This window comes from Longispora urticae, from assembly GCF_053902585.1.
The window spans coordinates 91,914-107,508 of sequence record NZ_JAQZSH010000041.1 but is presented as its reverse complement, the minus strand read 5'-3'; the positions used below and the strand labels follow the sequence as shown (position 1 = coordinate 107,508).

General features: G+C 73.0%; 13 protein-coding genes. 4 read left to right on the top strand and 9 right to left on the bottom strand.

All coding sequences use genetic code 11. From position 1 onward, the window contains the following. Window positions 1-123 precede the first annotated feature (123 nt). Complete coding sequence (locus tag PT931_RS28165) at window positions 124-1,056, bottom strand: STM4015 family protein (protein ID WP_456248729.1); 933 nt, start codon at window positions 1,054-1,056, stop codon at window positions 124-126. A 113-nt stretch (window positions 1,057-1,169) separates the two neighbouring features. Between PT931_RS28165 and PT931_RS28160 the strand changes: the two genes are divergently transcribed. Then, window positions 1,170-1,550: a DUF1304 domain-containing protein gene (locus tag PT931_RS28160; RefSeq protein ID WP_456248728.1), complete on the top strand. Its 381-nt coding sequence runs from the start codon at window positions 1,170-1,172 to the stop codon at window positions 1,548-1,550. Between the two features lie 18 nt (window positions 1,551-1,568). On the opposite strand, the gene PT931_RS28155 is transcribed toward PT931_RS28160, so the two are convergent. After that, window positions 1,569-2,228: a response regulator gene (locus PT931_RS28155; RefSeq protein WP_456248727.1), complete on the bottom strand. Its 660-nt coding sequence runs from the start codon at window positions 2,226-2,228 to the stop codon at window positions 1,569-1,571. Continuing rightward, entirely contained in the window at window positions 2,225-3,436 is a 1,212-nt protein-coding gene (locus PT931_RS28150) for a sensor histidine kinase (protein ID WP_456248726.1), read from the bottom strand. Before PT931_RS28150 ends, PT931_RS28155 begins: the two co-directional genes overlap by 4 nt. Window positions 3,437-3,737: 301 nt before the next feature. Here PT931_RS28150 and PT931_RS28145 point away from each other — a divergent pair, with 301 nt between their 5' ends. Next, a complete protein-coding gene (locus PT931_RS28145) occupies window positions 3,738-5,189 on the top strand; it encodes an alpha/beta hydrolase family protein (protein ID WP_456248725.1) in 1,452 nt (483 codons plus the stop codon). 113 nt (window positions 5,190-5,302) lie between these two features. Here the strand turns inward: PT931_RS28145 and PT931_RS28140 are convergent, their stop codons facing one another. From PT931_RS28140 to PT931_RS28125, 4 genes are read right to left on the bottom strand one after another with little or no spacing between them, the layout of a single operon-like run. After that, window positions 5,303-8,398 carry a GH92 family glycosyl hydrolase gene (locus tag PT931_RS28140; RefSeq protein WP_456248724.1) on the bottom strand — a complete coding sequence of 1,032 codons (3,096 nt, stop codon included), beginning with the start codon at window positions 8,396-8,398 and terminating at the stop codon, window positions 5,303-5,305. A 2-nt stretch (window positions 8,399-8,400) separates the two neighbouring features. Continuing rightward, window positions 8,401-9,207 (bottom strand): carbohydrate ABC transporter permease, encoded by an 807-nt coding sequence (locus PT931_RS28135; RefSeq protein WP_456248723.1) that lies wholly within the window; start codon window positions 9,205-9,207, stop codon window positions 8,401-8,403. Further along, window positions 9,204-10,091: a carbohydrate ABC transporter permease gene (locus PT931_RS28130; RefSeq protein WP_456248722.1), complete on the bottom strand. Its 888-nt coding sequence runs from the start codon at window positions 10,089-10,091 to the stop codon at window positions 9,204-9,206. The genes PT931_RS28135 and PT931_RS28130 overlap by 4 nt, the downstream gene beginning before the upstream one ends. 2 nt (window positions 10,092-10,093) lie before the next feature. Further along, window positions 10,094-11,362 carry an ABC transporter substrate-binding protein gene (locus PT931_RS28125; protein WP_456248721.1) on the bottom strand — a complete coding sequence of 423 codons (1,269 nt, stop codon included), beginning with the start codon at window positions 11,360-11,362 and terminating at the stop codon, window positions 10,094-10,096. 160 nt (window positions 11,363-11,522) lie between these two features. Between PT931_RS28125 and PT931_RS28120 the strand changes: the two genes are divergently transcribed. Next, the gene (locus PT931_RS28120) at window positions 11,523-12,689 is read left to right on the top strand and encodes an ROK family protein (protein WP_456248720.1); all 1,167 of its coding nucleotides are present in this window, start codon (window positions 11,523-11,525) and stop codon (window positions 12,687-12,689) included. 4 nt (window positions 12,690-12,693) lie between these two features. Here the strand turns inward: PT931_RS28120 and PT931_RS28115 are convergent, their stop codons facing one another. Beyond that, the gene (locus PT931_RS28115; RefSeq protein WP_456248719.1) at window positions 12,694-14,433 is read right to left on the bottom strand and encodes a hypothetical protein; all 1,740 of its coding nucleotides are present in this window, start codon (window positions 14,431-14,433) and stop codon (window positions 12,694-12,696) included. 127 nt (window positions 14,434-14,560) lie between these two features. On the opposite strand from PT931_RS28115, the gene PT931_RS28110 reads away from it, so the two are divergent. Further along, window positions 14,561-15,010, top strand: coding sequence for a GNAT family N-acetyltransferase (locus PT931_RS28110; RefSeq protein ID WP_456248718.1), 450 nt, complete (start codon window positions 14,561-14,563; stop codon window positions 15,008-15,010). A 94-nt stretch (window positions 15,011-15,104) separates the two neighbouring features. Here PT931_RS28110 and PT931_RS28105 read toward each other — a convergent pair whose 3' ends face one another. Then, the gene (locus PT931_RS28105) at window positions 15,105-15,560 is read right to left on the bottom strand and encodes an Lrp/AsnC family transcriptional regulator (RefSeq protein ID WP_456248717.1); all 456 of its coding nucleotides are present in this window, start codon (window positions 15,558-15,560) and stop codon (window positions 15,105-15,107) included. Between the last annotated feature and the right edge of the window lie 35 nt (window positions 15,561-15,595).

The window sequence follows — 15,595 nt, the reverse complement described above, 5'->3', positions numbered from 1 at the left end:
GAACGTCGGCCGCACCAGACTGCCACGCCAGAACCCGGGAAGCGTCGGCCACGCGGGACGGCCACGCCAGGACCCGGGGAACGGGTGGTCACTCCGCACCCCGGCCGGCGGCGGCCCGGGTGGTCACTCCGAGACCTCGATGTAGCGCTCGTCCTCGTCGTCGGGGTCGCCCGCGTCGGACAGGTCCACGTCCACCCCTGCCGCGACCAGCTCGGCCGTGATCCGGTCGGTGACGGCCGCGCTGAGGTAGTGGTGGTGCAGGTCCAGGACCCGCAGGTGGGTGAGCGGCTGGCCGGCGAGCAGGGCGGAGGCGCCCGTGTCGGTGAGGATGCCCATCGACAGGTCCAGCGTCTCCAGCTGGGCGACGACGCCGGCACCGGCGAGGGCGGCGGCGACGTGGTCGACGATCTCGGCGTTGCGCAGGCCGAGGTGGCGGAGCGCGGGCAGCCGGGTGCCGGTGAGCAGGGGCGCGACGTCGTCCACGGTGGCGTCGCCGCCGTACTCCTCCGTGCCGAGCCACAGTTCGAGGCGGGTGAGCGCGGGGAGGTCGGACTCGCCGAGGGCGCGGACCACGGACGCGGGCAGGCCGCCGCACTCGATGGTGAGTTCGCGGAGGCGGTCGTGGCGGACGGGCTTGAGTTCGAGGTTCTCGCCGCCGCGCACGCCGAGGACCTCCAGCGCCGGGTAGGCCTCCAGGAGGGCGGTGATGTCGCCCTGCTGGATCCAGGAGATCTCCGACTCCTCCATGACCTGGTCGCCGAGGAACAGGGCGCGCAGGCCCGTGAGCCGGCCGGCCGCGGCGACGAGCTGGCCGATCGGGGCGGAGCAGTCGTAGGCGTTGTCGGTCCACTGGCCGATGACCAGGGCCTCGACCCGGCCGGCCCAGTCGGCGGCGAGCAGGGCGTCGAGGCGCAGCGCGAACAGGGCGTCGCCGCCGTCGTAGTCGGTGTCGACCCGCCAGGCGCGCGCGGCCGGGTCGGCGGGCGGCGCGGCGTGCGGGTCGAACGCGGCCACGGGCAGGCCGGCGAAGACACGGAGATGCTCGTTGATGGTCATGCGGTCTCCACGGCGGTCGGGTCGAGGTGCCAGGACCCTAACAGCCCCCTCCGACAACTCCGGTTCCGCCAGTCCCCGGACCGCCGGGCGTGCCGGCGTAGATACTGACCACCATGAACATCGCCGCTCAGGTCCTCGTGGTCGTCGCCGGCCTCCTGCACGTGCTCATCTTCGCGATGGAGAGCGTGCTGTTCCGCCAGCCGAAGGTGCACGGCCGGTTCTTCGTCCGCGCCGACGAGGTGGCGTCCGTCCGGCCGTGGGCCCTCAACCAGGGTTTCTACAACCTGTTCCTGGCGCTGGGCGCGCTCGGCGGGGTGGTCGCGGTGCACGTGGCCGACCGGGCGACGGCCGGCGCGGCGATCGCGCTGTTCTCGGTGGCGTGCATGCTGGGCGCGGCCCTGGTGCTGCTGGTGACGGACCGGCGGATGGCGCGCGCGGCGGTCATGCAGGGCACGGCCCCGCTCCTGGCCCTCGTGTGCGCGGCGGTCCTCTAGACCCGGGGCGCCGTGGCGTCACGCCGGGTGGACGAGGCGGCTGTCGTACGCGAAGACGACCGCCTGGATCCGGTCGCGCAGTTCGAGCTTGTGCAGGACGCGCCCCAGATGGGCCTTCACGGTGGCCTCCGCGAGGAACAGCGCGGCCGCGATCTCGCTGTTCGACAGGCCACGCCCCACCTGGACGAGCACCTCGCGTTCACGGGCGCTGAGCCGGCCCAGCCGTTCGCCATGGTCGGTGCCGCCGTCGGGGGTGTACGGGCGGAGGCCCTCCAGCAGGCGTCGGGTGATCCGTGGGGAGACCACCGCGTCCCCCGCGTGCACGGCGCGGATCGCGGTGAGGAACTCCTCGGGCCGGGTGTTCTTCAGCAGGAAGCCCGAGGCTCCGGCGCCGAGCCCGGCGAAGGCGTACTCGTCCAGGTCGAAGGTCGTGAGGATCAGCACCCTGCTCCGTGGGGAGACCTCGATGACCCGCCGGGTCGCCCCGATCCCGTCGGTGCCGGGCATCCGGACGTCCATGAGGACGACGTCGGGGCGCAGTTCCCGGGCGAGGAGGACGGCCTCGTCGCCATCCGCCGCCTCGCCGACCGGCGCCATGTCGGGCTGGGTCTCCAGGACCGTGCCGAAGGCCATCCGGAGCAGCGCCTCGTCGTCGACGATCAGGACGCGGATCGTCACGCGCCCCCACCACCGTCGAGAATCAGGCGGGTACTGACTCCCCAGCCGCCACCCGGCAGCGGTCCGGCCAGCAGGGTCCCCCCGTAGCCGGCCGAGCGCTCGCGCATGCCGGGGATGCCGTGGCCGGACGGCGGGCCGGCCGCCGCCGACCGGGGCCCGTCGTCGGTGACGTCCACGGTGACGCTCCCGGTGGAGCACTGGATCCGGACCCGCGCGCGCGTACCCGTCGGCGTGTGTCTGAGGGTGTTGGTCAGGGACTCCTGGACCAGGCGGTAGACGGTGAGTTGCGCGGTGGCCGGCAGGTGGGCGTGTCCGCCGCGGACGTCGAGGCTGGTCGGCAGCCCGGCGGCGCGCATCTGGTCGGCGAGGGCCCCCAGGTGTGCGATGCCGGGCAACGGGTGGCGGTCCGCGTCCGGCTCGTCGGTCCGCAGGACGCCCAGCGAGCGCCGCATGTCGGTCAGGGCCTGCCGGCCGGTCTCGGAGACCTGGAGCATCGCGGCGGTGGCCCGCTCGGGCGACCGGTGCTGCGCGTAGACGGCGGCGTCGGTGAGCGCGACCATGACGGACAGGTTGTGGGTGACGATGTCGTGCATCTCCCGGGTGATCCGGGCCCGCTCCCCGGCCACGGCGAGCCGCGCCTCCTGTTCCTGTTCCCGTTCCCGCCGCGCGGCCCGTTCCCGCACGGCCGCGAGGTAGGCGCGCGTGGTCCGCGCGTTCACGCCGAGGACGGCGGCGGCGACGACCATCGCGGTGACCGCGACGAACAGGGTCGGGAACGCGCCCTCCCCCGCCCAGCGCAGGCAGGCCAGCAGGACCCCCGCCTCCACGACGGCGCAGGCCAGGAGCGTGCCGCGCCGGCCCGTGCGCGCGGCCACCGTGTAGAGGGCCACCAGGACGGCGATGTCCGCCGGCAGCTGGACGTCGGCCAGCCACTGGACGAAGGCCGCCGCCGCCACGAGGCCGAACACGCCGAGCGGGAACCGGCGCCGCCAGATCAGGGGCAGGGCGAGGGCCGCGGTGAGGGCCACGGTCAGCGGCGGCTCGTGCGGGGCGCGCGCGGTCACGGCGTTGACGAGGAGAAGCGTCAGCAGCAGCGCGTCCCATGCCATGGGCGGCGGCCGGGAGCCCCAGCGGCGGGTCAGCGCCGCCAGTCGCGCCACCCGGTCGGTGTGCCTCGACCGCGCCGGATCCGCGACCGCCTCGCTCATCGCACGTCCTTGTCCGTTCAGCATCATGGTGGCCCCGCCGCCCTGGGCTCTACCCCAGCCCTGTCACGGTAGGCCGCCGGCCCCGCGCGGCGCATGGGTCCACCGTCTGACGGCTCCGTGCCGGGGTACGACCTCAGGTGGAGCCCCACCACCTCCCCCGGTCGCAGCGCGGCCCCCGATCCGGCGGGCCCGACTGCCGCTCCGGTCGCACGGCGCCCCGCCGCGGAAGGCGACCACGGTCGAACCCCGGGGCGACCCCGGACCGATGCGGCGGCCCGTACCCCGCGCCGAGGATGGACAGGTGACCGAGACCATCCCCGGACTGCCCATGTCCCCCCTGGAAATCCTCGCCCTGCTGGGTGCCGTCGCCCTGGTGACGGCGCGCTGGACTCCCCCGGCCGCCCGCCCCCGCGTCACGATCGCGGCGGGGGCGGTCCTCGTGCTCTCCGCGGTCCCGCTGGCCGCGACGGGGCTGCGCTGGCAGCTGCTGCCGGTACTGGCGGGCGCCGCCCTCGCGTCCCCGTCCGCCTTCTCCCCGCTGCTGCGGCGCCGGACCGGCCGGCCGGCGTGGCGGGCGCGCTGGTGGCTGGCGTTGCCGGCGACGGTGGCCTGCGTGGGCCTGATCGCCACGGGCCCGGTGGCCGCGTGGGCCCTTCCCGTGCCCGTGTTCCCCGCACCGTCCGGCGGTTTCGCGGTCGGCACCCGGGTGGAGCAGTGGACCGACCCGGCGCGCCCCGAGACCTTCACCGCCGATCCGGACGACCGGCGCACCGTCGTGGTCCAGCTCTGGTACCCCGCGCGGCCGAGCCCCGGGCACGTGCGGCGGGCCCGGTACCTCGGGCGCACGGAGCAGGAGGCGCGCACCGTCTCCGACGCCCTCGCCCGCTCGGCCGGCCTGCCGGGGTTCCTGGTCGACGGGGTTCCGCTCGCCCGCACCCGGGCGGTCGTCGACGCCCCGGTGGAGCCCGGCGGCGGGCGGTTCCCGGTCGTGCTGTTCTCGCCGGGGTCGGGCGGGGTGCGCACCCAGAACACCGCGTGGGCGGAGGAACTGGCCAGCCACGGCTACGTCGTCGCCGCGCTCGACCACCCGTACGACTCCGCCGCCGTGGTCCTCGCCGACGGCCGGACGGTCACCACCCGGCTCGCCTCCACCGGCGACCCGGCCAGGGACGACGAGCTGGCGGCCGGCTGGACGGCGATCCGGGCCGCCGACCTCGGCTTCGTCCTCACCCGGCTGGACGGCCTGGACCGGGACGGGACCGGCCCGCTGGGCGGACGCCTGGACACCGGCCGGGTCGCGGTGACCGGTCACTCCATGGGTGGGGCCGCCGCGTTCCAGGCGGCCCGGCAGGACCGCCGGTTCGACGCCGTCGTCGATCTGGACGGCTACCCGCACGGCCCCGCCTCACCGGCCCTCGGCCAGCCGACGCTCGCGCTCACCCAGGCCGTCACGGAGGGGACCGATCCGCGCTACCTGCCCCGCCTCGCCGAGGTGCTCAGGTCCGGCACCGCGACGAGCTACCGGCTCACCGTCCCCGGCGCCGCGCATCTCACCTTCATGGACGGTCCCCTGTACCTGCCGCCCGTGCCCTCGATCGTCGGCTCCCTGGGCCGCACCGGGGGCCTGCGCGTGACGGCGGGGGCCACCCTCGCCTTCCTGGACTCGGTCCTGCGGGACGAACCCGGCGACCTGTCGGGGGTACTGCCGGCCTACGGCGACCTCACCGTCTACCGCCCGGACGCGAGCCGCTGACCAGCCGTTCCGGGACACGCGCCCGGATCGCTGGCAGCCGGCCACCCCGCCCACCGTGACGAGGCCACAGCCCGGGAGCTGAAGCCTCGTCACGGTCGGCACCGGTCCACCTCTCAGGCGTACACCTCCACCTCGTAGATCCGGGCGGCCGCGTCGCTCGTCTGCGTGGGCGTCACCACGTTCACCCGCACGTACCGCCCCGACCCGCTCACCGGATGACTGGACACGTCGGCGGTGTTCCCCCGAACGGTCGCCACCGTGGTCCACCCCACCCCGTCCGCGCTGACCTGCACGTCGAAGTCCCGGGTGTTCCAGGTGGCCGACTCCCCCCCGGCCCCGGCGTGCCGCACGGTCACGTTCCCCACGGGCACCGTGCTCCCCAGGTCCACCTGCCACCACTTCGCGGCCCCGGCCGAGCACCACTTGTCGGTGTTCCCGCCGCCGACCGACCCGTTGACGGCCTTGGCGGGGCCCTCGTTGGCGTTGCACGAGGAGTCGGCCGTGGCGGGCCGGTTGAGGGCCAGGTTGACGGCGCCGGGGGCGTACACCCCGAACTCGTAGATCCGGGCGGCGGTGTTGCCGTTGTTCGTCGGCGTGGTCACGGAGAGCCGCACGTAGCGCGCGGTCCGACCGGCCACCGAGTGGTACGTCCGGCTGGCCCGGGACCCGGTGACCGTGGCCGCCGTGGTCCAGGTGGTCCCGTCGGTGCTGGTCGCGACCGTGTACCCGCCGGTGTTCCAGCCCGTGGTCTCCCCGCCGAGTCCGGCGTGCTCCAGGACGAACTGCCCGACGTTCACGGCAGCCCCCAGATCCACCTGGAGGAAGGCCCCCGAGGCGGAGGAGCACCACTTGCTGTTGTTCGCGAGGCTGCCGTCCACGGCCCTGCCCGCGGTCTCCGTCGCGGAGCAGGTGGCCGAGGAGGTCGCGGCCCTGCCGAGCGCCAGGTTCGTGCCCAGGGCGGGCGCGGCGGGCACCGGGGTGGCCCCGTCGTCGAAGGACGGCGGCACGTCACCGGCCCCGGTGCCCCAGGATCCGGCGGTCCCGCCCATGGTGTAGTTCACCGTGCCGCCGGCTGCCAGGTCCGGGTAGCGGACGTAGTTGCGGCTGGTGGCGGCGCCGTTCACGGTCAGCCCCTGCACGTGGGAGCCGGTCCCGGTGGCGGTGAGCGTGACGTTGCCGGCCGCGCGTTGGATGAGCACGGACGGGAACGTCGGGCCGTGCAGGGCGAGGGTGTCGGCGCCGGGGGTGACCGGGTACATGCCGAGCGCCGCCCACACGTACCAGGCGGAGGTGGCGCCCAGGTCGTCGTTGCCGGGCAGGCCGCCCGGGCCGGTGGTGAAGGACTCGGCCATCACCCGGCGCACGGCGGTGGCGGTGCCGGCGGGGTGACGGGCGAAGTTGTACGCCCAGGGCACGTTGTGTTCGGGCTCGTTGCCGATGTAGAAGTACGGCCGGGTCAGTCCGCCGTTGAGTTCGGTGAAGTGGTGGTCGAGCCGCCGGACGGCCTGCGCGGGCCCGCCCATGAGGTTGACCAGCCCGCCGAGGTTGTACGGCACCATCCAGGTGTACTGCGAGGCGTTGCCCTCGGTGAAGTTGCTGCCGCTGGCCGGATCCAGGGGCCAGGGCCAGGAGCCGTCGCTGTTGCGGGTGTGCACGTACCCGGACTCGGCGTTGTAGACGTTGCGCCACCACTGCGCGCGGGTCATGTAGGTGTTGTACTTCGCCGTGTCGCCCTGGGAGCGGGCGAACTGGGCGACGGCGAAGTCGCTGGCGGAGTACTCCAGGGAGTCGGAGGACTCGCCGTTGATGAAGTGCTGGTTGACGTACGTCGACTGCCGGCCACGGATCGCCCCGCCCTGCGCGGTACCCCCGTTGGAGCTCTTGTCCATCAGGGCGAGGGCGGCGGCGGTGTCGAAGTCGCGGGCCCCGAAGGCGTACATGCTGCCGACGATGATCGGGCCCGGGTCGCCGGTCATCACGAAGTCCTCGTTGGTCTGCTGGGACCACTTGGGCAGCAGGCCGCCCTGCTGGCCGTCGAGGACCATGGACTTCGCGATGTCGCTGGCCTCGGCGGGGGCCACGAACGCGATCAGCGCGGCCCAGGACCGGTAGATGTCCCAGCCGGAGTAGTTCTGGTAGACGGGGTGCGAGGCGGTGTGCACAACGTTGTCAAAGCCGAAGTACTGGCCGTTGACGTCCGAGGAGATGTTCGGGTTCTGGAACACGTGGTACAGCGCGGTGTAGAACTTCTGCTGGTCGGCGGCCGTTCCGCCCGTAGCCTGCACCTTGTTGAGGACCGTGTTCCACGCGGTGTCGGCGGCGGTGCGGGTGCCGGCGAAGTCGAAGCCGGCGATCTCCGCGGCCAGGTTCGCCGACGCGTTGGCGACGCTGACGTAGGACACGGCGACCTTGACCTGCACGGTGCGGTTCGTCGAGGTGTCGAACGTCAGGTAGGCGCCGGTGTTCACGCCGGACGTGGACGTCGAGCCGGCCGTGACCGTGCCGCCGTTCCAGGTGCCCGAGCCGGTCGGGGTCCGGTCGGCCTTCAGCGCGAAGTAGATCCGGTAGGTCTTCGAGGAGCCGCAGAAGCCGCCGGCCGTCACGTAGCCGGTCACGGTGTCCCCGGCCAGGGAGACGCTGCCCGACCGGTTGCCCGTGGCGCTCCGCGAGGTGTTGATCAGGACCCGCGAGGTGGTGGACGCGGGATAGGTCAGCTTCGCGAAACCGGCCCGGGTGGTCGCGGTCAGTTCGACATCCGTGGAGTACCGGTCGAGGCGGGTCCTGTAGTAGCCCGGGGCGGCCTGCTCGTTGGTTTTCGTGTACGCCGAGGCGTAGCCCGTCCAGCCGGTGCCCGGGGAGGTGCCGAGCGCCCCGGTCACCGGCAGGATCCCGAGGTCCTCGTTGTTCGCGCAGCCGGCCCCGTTGAAGTGCGTGAGGGAGAACTCCTCCACCGTGGAGTCGGAGTACCGGTACCCGGAGGGCGAACCGTTGGGCGTGTCCGGGCTGAACTGCACCCCGCCGAACGGCACGGTCGCCCCCGGATAGGTCGAGCCGCCGGCCCCGCCGGGAACGGGGTTGGGCGAGTTGCTGTCGTCGGTACCGATGAACGGGTTGACGTGTTGGGTGAGGTTGAGGGGCGCGGCGGCGGCCGTCCCGGGCACGAGGAGTGCGCCGAGCAGGACCACGGCTGCGAACAGTGGACGTTTCATGGTCAACCTTTCAGGGCACCCGCCATCAGGCCGCGCATGAAGAACCGGCCGAGGAGCAGGTACACGAGGAGGGTGGGCAGGCTCGCGAGCAGCGCGGCGGCCATCGCCTGGTTGAACGGCACGGTCTGCGCTCCCGCGATGTTGTTCAGCCCCACCGTCACCGGCCAGAACTCGGTCCGGGTCAGGATCAGGCCGAACAGGAAGTCGTTCCACGCGGACGTGAACTGCCAGATCATCGACACCGCGAACGCCGGGGCGGCGATCGGCAGCGCGATCCGGAAGAAGACGCGCAGCATGCCCGCGCCGTCGATCTCGGCCGACTCGACGAGCTCGTCGGGCAGGCCCAGGAAGTAGTTCCGGAAGATCAGGGTCGTGATCGGCAGCCCGTAGACGACGTGCACCAGGATCAGGCCGTCGAGGCCGCCGACGAGTTTCAGGTCGCTCATCGTCTGGAACAGGGGAATGATGATCGCCTGGTAGGGGATGAACATGCCGAACAACATCACCGGGAAGACGACGTCGGCTCCCGGGAAGCGCCACTTCGCCAGCACGAACCCGTTGGCCGCGCCGAGGAACGAGGAGATCAGGCTGGCCGGTACGGCGAGCAGCACGCTGTTCACCATGCCGCCCTGCAACTTCGGCCACACGATGGCGAACGTGTCCAGGGACAGGTGTTCCGGCAGCGCCCACATGTGCGCCACGTCCACCTCCGCCGGGGACTTGAACGCCGTCACCAGCATCACGTAGACGGGCATCAGGAAGAAGCAGGCCAGGGCGAACAGGGCCAGGTGGCGCAGCGTCCTGCTCATCGGGTCCGCTCCTTGCGCGACGTGTACCAGATGTAGGGCACGACCACCACGGCGATCGCGAGGAACAACAGGGTGGCGATCGCCGCGCCCCGGGCGAAGAAGCCGCCCCGGAACGAGGTGAGCCACATGTACAGCGCCGGGGTCTCCGTCCGGGCGTCCAGCGGCGCGATCGCGTAGATCAGGTCGAACGTCTTCAGCGAGATGTGCGCGAGGATCACCAGCGCGCTCATCAGCACCGGGGTGAGCATCGGGCGGACCACCGACCAGTAGACCTGGCGCTCGGAGGCCCCGTCGACCCGGGCCGCCTCGCGCAGTTCCTCGGGGATGCCGCGCAGGCCGGCCAGGAACAGCGCCATCACGTACCCCGACAGGGCCCAGCCCGCCGGCAGCGCGATCGCCGTGATCGCGCCCGCCGACGGGGACTTGTGCCAGTCGGAGTGCAGCCCGAACCAGTCGAGGAAGGTGTTCAGCCCGGTGGTGCCCGCCCCCGGGTCGCTGTTGAGCAGCCAGCGCCACACGATGCCCGTCGCGATGAACGAGATCGCCATCGGGAACAGGAACACGCCCCGCCACACCGACTCCCCGCGCGCGCCCTTGTCCAGCAGCAGGGCGAGCAGGATCCCCATCAGCAGCGCGCCGCCGATGAAGACCACGGTGAACACGACGAGGTTGCGGGTGTCGTTGCGGAACGTCTGGTCGGCGAACAGCTCCCGGTAGTTGGCCAGGCCCACGTAGGTGTCGCTGGGCGTGAGGCCCTTCCAGTCGGTGAGGGACACCTTCGCGTTCCAGCCGATGAAGCCGTACACGAAGATCCCGAGCAGGACCAGGGACGGCGCCACGAGCAGCAGCGCCGGCCCCCAGGAGCGGAACTTCCTCTTTCGCATGGCTACTTGTTCGCCGCGTACGCCTTGGCGACGGCGTCGGCGAACGTGGCAGTGTTCCTGTCCTGCACGAACACGCCGTACGCCTTCTCGATCTCCGACTTCCAGGCGTTGTTGGCGACCACGCCGTGCGTGAACGAGCCGACCACGATCGTCGTGGTGTTCTGCCACTCGGCCAGCGCCCAGGCCAGGTAGTCGGTGTACTTGGACTTGTCCGAGTCCAGCCGGGCGGGCACCGAGCCCTTCTTCGGGTTGAACAGGTCCTGGCCCTCCGCCGACGCGCACAGCTTCAACCAGGCCTCGGCCTGCGCCCTGTGCGGCGCGCCCTTGGGCAGGGTGAACGAGTCGGCGAGGAAGTTGTACACGCCGGTGGAACCCGGGGTGGCCGCCACGTCGAAGTCCGTCTTGTACTTCAGGGCCTTGGCGCCCTGCAGGTATCCCGCGGCCCAGTCGCCCATCACGTTGTACGCGGCCGAGCCGGCGACCACCTTGTCGATCGTGGGCTGCCAGTCGTCGGTGGACACCACGGACACCGCGAGGATCTTCTTGAAGGTCTCCAGCGCGGCGAGCACCTCGGCGGACTTCCAGTCGGTCTGCCCCGTCCACAGCCCGTTGTACTTCGGCACGCCCAGCTCGCCGAGCAGCACGTTCTCCAGCAGGTGCAGCTGGGTCCACGTCTGGCCCACCGACAGGGGCACGATCCCCTTCGCCTTGAGCGACTCGGCCTGGGTGAGGAACTCCGACCAGGTCTTCGGAGGGGCGGTGATCCCCCACTCGGCGAGCTTCGCCGGCCGGTACCACAGCAGGTTGGAGCGGTGGATGTTCACCGGCACCGCGTAGGTCCTGCCGTCGATGGTGAGCTTGTCGACCAGGCCCTTGGGGAACTTCGTCGTCCAGCCGTTCTGCGTGTAGAGGTAGGTCAGGTCCTCCAGCTTGCCGGCCTTGATGTCGGTGGCCGCCTCCAGCCCGGCGTGCAGCTGGTAGGAGTCCGGCGGGTCGTTGGCGAGCAGCCGGGTGGTCAGGGCCTGCTTGGCCTGGGTGCCCGAGCCGCCGGCCACGGCCGCGTTGACGAACTCGACGCCCGCGTTGTTCTTCTTGAACTCCGCGATGAGCGCCTCCAGGCCCTCGCCCTCACCGGGGCCGGACCACCACGAGTACACCTCGATCTTGTTGGCGGCCTTGCTGTCTCCGCCCGAGTTGGAGCAGGCGGGCAGGACGGCCACGGCCGACGCGCCGAGAGCCGCACCGAGGAGTTTCCTGCGACTGAGCTGCATTGCGCCCTCCCGGGCAAGTCGATTGATCGGCGGGTATCGCTGGACCACCATCCACCCGGCCAACGGGCTCTGTCAATACTTAGCAATACCTCTGACATGACTGGGACTTATAGCCGTGAGTTCCGTTCCTGATTGACATAACCTGCCCGGAGACGGCAGCATGCGGGAGGTGACGGTGTCCGCGCACGAACTCGGCCAGACCGCCCGCCGCGTCGTCGACGTGCTGCGGGCCCACGGCGCGCGCACCCGCGCCGAGCTGATCAGCCTCGCCGGCCTGTCCCGCCCCACGGTGTCCGCCGCGCTCGCCGACCTCGCCGCCACCGGCCTGCTCACCGAGGACGCCCCCGGCACCACCGGCCCGGCGGGCGGCCGACCGGCGGCCGTGTTCCGGCTGTCGCGGGCCGCGGGCCTCGCCGTCGGGGTCGACATCGGCCGCCGGCACCTGCGGGTCGCCGTCGCGGACCTGGGGCACACCGTGCTCGCCGAGGAGGCCGTCCGGCTCGACCGCGACGCCGACGACCACCCGCACGCGGCCCTGGACCTGGCCGTCCGGCAGATCGACGCGGTCCTCGCCAGCGTCGGCGCCGACCGGTCGGAGGTGCTCGGCGTCGGGCTCGGCATCCCCGCCCCGGTCACCGACGCCGGCCGGATCGGCTCCCCCGCCCTGCTGCCCGCGTGGGCCGCGCTCGTCCCGCGCGAGGAACTGTCCGGCCGGCTGTCCGGGCTGCCCGTCCGGGTGGACAACGACGCGAACGTGGCGGCCCTCGCCGAGTACGTGTGGGGGGCCGGGCGGGACTGCGCCGACCTGGTCTACGTGAAGGTGGCCACCGGCATCGGGGCCGGCATCATCCTCAACGGCCGGCTGTACCGGGGCACCGACGGCACCGCCGGCGAACTCGGCCACGTCACCCTCGACGTCAACGGGCCGGTCTGCCGGTGCGGGAACCGGGGCTGCGTCGAACTGTGGGCCGGCGGCCGGGCGCTCCTCGACCAGGCCCGGGTGACCCTGCCCGACCTGGGTGGCCTGACGGACCTGGTCGCGCAGGCGGCGGCCGGCGACCCCGGCTGCCGGCGGCTGCTCCTCGACGCGGGCAGATATCTGGGGTACGCGCTGGGCGGGCTGTCCAACCTGGTCAACCCGGGGCGGATCGTGGTCGGCGGGGAGCTCGGGGTGAGTGAGCTGCTGCTGGAGCCGCTCCGGCGGGGGCTGGCGGAGACCGCGATGGCGGCGGCGGTGGAGGCCGTGGAGGTGGTGCCGGCGCAGTTGGGGGCGCGGGCGGCGGCGCTGGGTGGGCTGGCGCTGGCGCTGGGCGTGAACGCGGCCTGACCGCTCACCCCGCGAGCCGCCACACCCGGACGTCCGCCACGTCCGTCCCCGGCCCGTAGAGCTGGTCGAGCACGAGCCGCAGCTCCGCGCGGTGCGGCGCCGGCCCCAGGACGACACACGACGCGCGCCAGTACCGCGCGTCCTCCCGGGCCTGGTCGCGGTGCGTCGCCCCGATCCCCGGCGCGACCCCGGTCGACTGGACCCCGGCCAGCAGGCTGGAGGTCGGCCGCCTCGGCGTGCCGTACCCCCAGGGTCCGATGTAGTGCCCCTCCGGCACCCCGAACGCGGCCCCGGCGGCGGCCGCCCAGCGCAGGGAGTCGGCGTTCGCCGGGTTCGGCAGCGGGACGGGAACCAGGACCCCGCCGGGCCGCACGCAGTCCGCCCACCCGCCGTCGGCGAAGAACGCCGGTACGGGCGGGCGGGCGGCGGTGAGCATCGGCATCGGGTACAGAGGCACCAGCGCGGCGAACACGGCGACCGGGAGCAGGACCGCCCGGCGCCGGCCGGACAGCAGTACCTCGTGCACGGTCAGCGCGAGGACGGCCGCCATCAGGGGCACCAGCGCCAGGGCGAACCGGCTCGGCAGCGCCCACTCCAGCACCGGCGCGCCCCGGATCAGCTCGTAGGGGCCGGTGAGCCCGGTCCGCACCCCGTTGACCACGATCTCCGGCCCCAGGGAGACGGCGGACAGGACCGCGCCGACGACCACCGCGGCGCGGACGAAGGTGTGGTGCCACAGCCGGACGACGCAGAGCACGAGGACGAGCAGGACCGGCCAGCCGAAGAAGGTGTTCATCTCCGCCGGGTGTCCCGCGAGCCGACCCGCCGCACCGCCCCAGCCGCCGACCGTCAGCGGGGAGAAGCTCCAGTAGCTGGCGACGTCGGCCGGGAAGTACTCGGGCGGCAGCAGGCCCTCCCAGCCCCGTTGCGGGCCCGCGAACTGCGTCCACAGTGGCCGGGCCAGGAACGGCGCGGCCGACGCGAGGGCCACCCCGAGGCCCACGGCGAGCGGCCGGGCCACGCCGAGCACCACCCGCGGGGCGAGGGCGGTGTACGCGACGAGCAGCAGCGCCAGGGTGACAGCCGTCAGGAACAGCACCTCCTCGCCGGTGAACACCTGCGCGGTGACCGCCAGGCCCAGCCCGACCCCGGTCCGGGCCGGCGTCTGCCCCCGGACCAGCCGGAGGACGCAGTACACGATCACGGGGACGAGCCACCACGCGGTCAGGTTGATGTGCGCCTGGGAGTGCGAGATCATCGGCGGCGCGAACCCGCAGAACAGGCCGCCGACCGTCGCGGCGAGCCGGGTGAGGCCGAGGGGCCGCGCGAAGAGCAGGTACCAGGCCGACGCCGTGCCCGCGAGGTTCAGGGTGATCAGGGTGACGTAGGTGACCGGGACCCCGAAGGCCCAGGTCAGCGGGGCGAGCAGCGCGCCGGGGAACAGGTTGTTCGTGTTGGCCATCATGTTGACGCCGTCGGGACTGTTCATCCGGTCGGTGAGCAGCGCGAGGTCGCCGCTCCACACCCGGGCGGACCAGGCGAGGAACCACTCCGCGAGGCTCTGGTCGTTCAGGTTGACGGCCACGCCGCGCAGGTGCGGGTCGCGCCAGAGCTCGACCGTGAAGAAGGCCGCGACGGCCAGGAACAGCAGGCACGGGCCGAGGTCGGCGGGCAGTCGCACCCGGCGGGCCGGGACCTCGTCCTCCACCACGGGAACATCGACGAGTACGCCTGTCCCAGCCATGCACTCTCCCCGCCGCCGACACCTCCGAGCAGGGTACTATTTCATGGGGTTTTTCCCCTTTCACGGCACTGTGTCGGGCCCGAAAATCGATCGGCGGTCCCGGGCGCGGGCGTCTAGGGTGCCGGGCATGCTGATCTGCACCCCGGCGACCCTCCGCGCCCCGGCCGAGGTCCCCGGCCTCGCGTTCCAGGTCGTGTCCGCGACCTCCCCGCTCGCCGCCGTCCTGGACAACCTCAACGTCAACACCTGGGGCTTCGACCCGGCGGCACCCGGCGCGACCGTCGAGGACGCCGAGTCGTTCCGCGACGGCCTGACCACGCACCGGGCCCTGAACGCGGTGCTCGACGGCCGGGCCGTGGCGGCCGGCATGTTCCTGGACCTGGTGGCCGGCCGCACCGAACTCGTCGGCATCGCCACCCTGGAGGACTTCCGGCGGCGCGGGATCGGGGCGGCGGTCACGGCGGCGCTGGCCCGGGAGGCGTTCGCGTTCGGCGCGGAGGTGTGCTTCCTGACCACGGACAACCCCGGGGCGCTCCGGGTGTACGAACGCCTGGGCTTCGCGCCCGAGGCCGCCTGAGCAGCCGGCCCGGCGGCGGGCACCCGGCTCGCGGGGCCTCCGGGACGGGCCGCCTCGTCGGGTCCCGCCTGGCGGGGTCTGCGGGTGCTCGCGGTCAGGCCTGCTCGCCCCCGGTGTCCACCGGCCGCTCGAAGAACGTCTCCAGCACCACGATCGTCCGCGTCCCCGTCACCCCGGGGATCTCGAAACACCGCCGCAGCGTCGCCTGCAACTGCTCGGTCGTCGCCGTCCGGATCTTCACCATGAGCGACGCCGACCCGGCCACGATGTGCGCCTCCTGGATCTCCCGGATCGCCGCGAGCGCCGCGTGCGTGGGCGGGTCGCCCATCCACGCGTTGGACTCCAGCATCACGAACGCCAAGACGCCCCGGTCGACGGCCGCCGGGTCCACGTCGACCGTGGTCCGGCGGATCACCCCGCGCTCGCGGAGTTTGCGGACCCGCTCGTGCGCGGCCCCGGCGGACAGTCCGACTGCCTGCCCGAGGGCCGCGTACGCACGGGTGGCGTCGGACTGCAGCGCGGCGAGGAGTGCCCGGTCGGTCTCGTCCACGTCGTACCCCTCGAATGTGAGTTGAAGAACCCTTG

Bases quoted from the DNA above. Each gene is read 5' to 3' on its own strand.
- PT931_RS28125 (WP_456248721.1), bottom strand. From the start codon at position 11,362: ATGCAGCTCAGTCGCAGGAAACTCCTCGGTGCGGCTCTCGGCGCGTCG.
- PT931_RS28130 (WP_456248722.1), bottom strand. From the start codon at position 10,091: ATGCGAAAGAGGAAGTTCCGCTCCTGGGGGCCGGCGCTGCTGCTCGTG.
- PT931_RS28165 (WP_456248729.1), bottom strand. From the start codon at position 1,056: ATGACCATCAACGAGCATCTCCGTGTCTTCGCCGGCCTGCCCGTGGCC.
- PT931_RS28110 (WP_456248718.1), top strand. From the start codon at position 14,561: ATGCTGATCTGCACCCCGGCGACCCTCCGCGCCCCGGCCGAGGTCCCC.
- PT931_RS28140 (WP_456248724.1), bottom strand. From the start codon at position 8,398: ATGAAACGTCCACTGTTCGCAGCCGTGGTCCTGCTCGGCGCACTCCTC.
- PT931_RS28160 (WP_456248728.1), top strand. From the start codon at position 1,170: ATGAACATCGCCGCTCAGGTCCTCGTGGTCGTCGCCGGCCTCCTGCAC.
- PT931_RS28120 (WP_456248720.1), top strand. From the start codon at position 11,523: ATGCGGGAGGTGACGGTGTCCGCGCACGAACTCGGCCAGACCGCCCGC.
- PT931_RS28135 (WP_456248723.1), bottom strand. From the start codon at position 9,207: ATGAGCAGGACGCTGCGCCACCTGGCCCTGTTCGCCCTGGCCTGCTTC.
- PT931_RS28115 (WP_456248719.1), bottom strand. From the start codon at position 14,433: ATGGCTGGGACAGGCGTACTCGTCGATGTTCCCGTGGTGGAGGACGAG.
- PT931_RS28150 (WP_456248726.1), bottom strand. From the start codon at position 3,436: ATGAGCGAGGCGGTCGCGGATCCGGCGCGGTCGAGGCACACCGACCGG.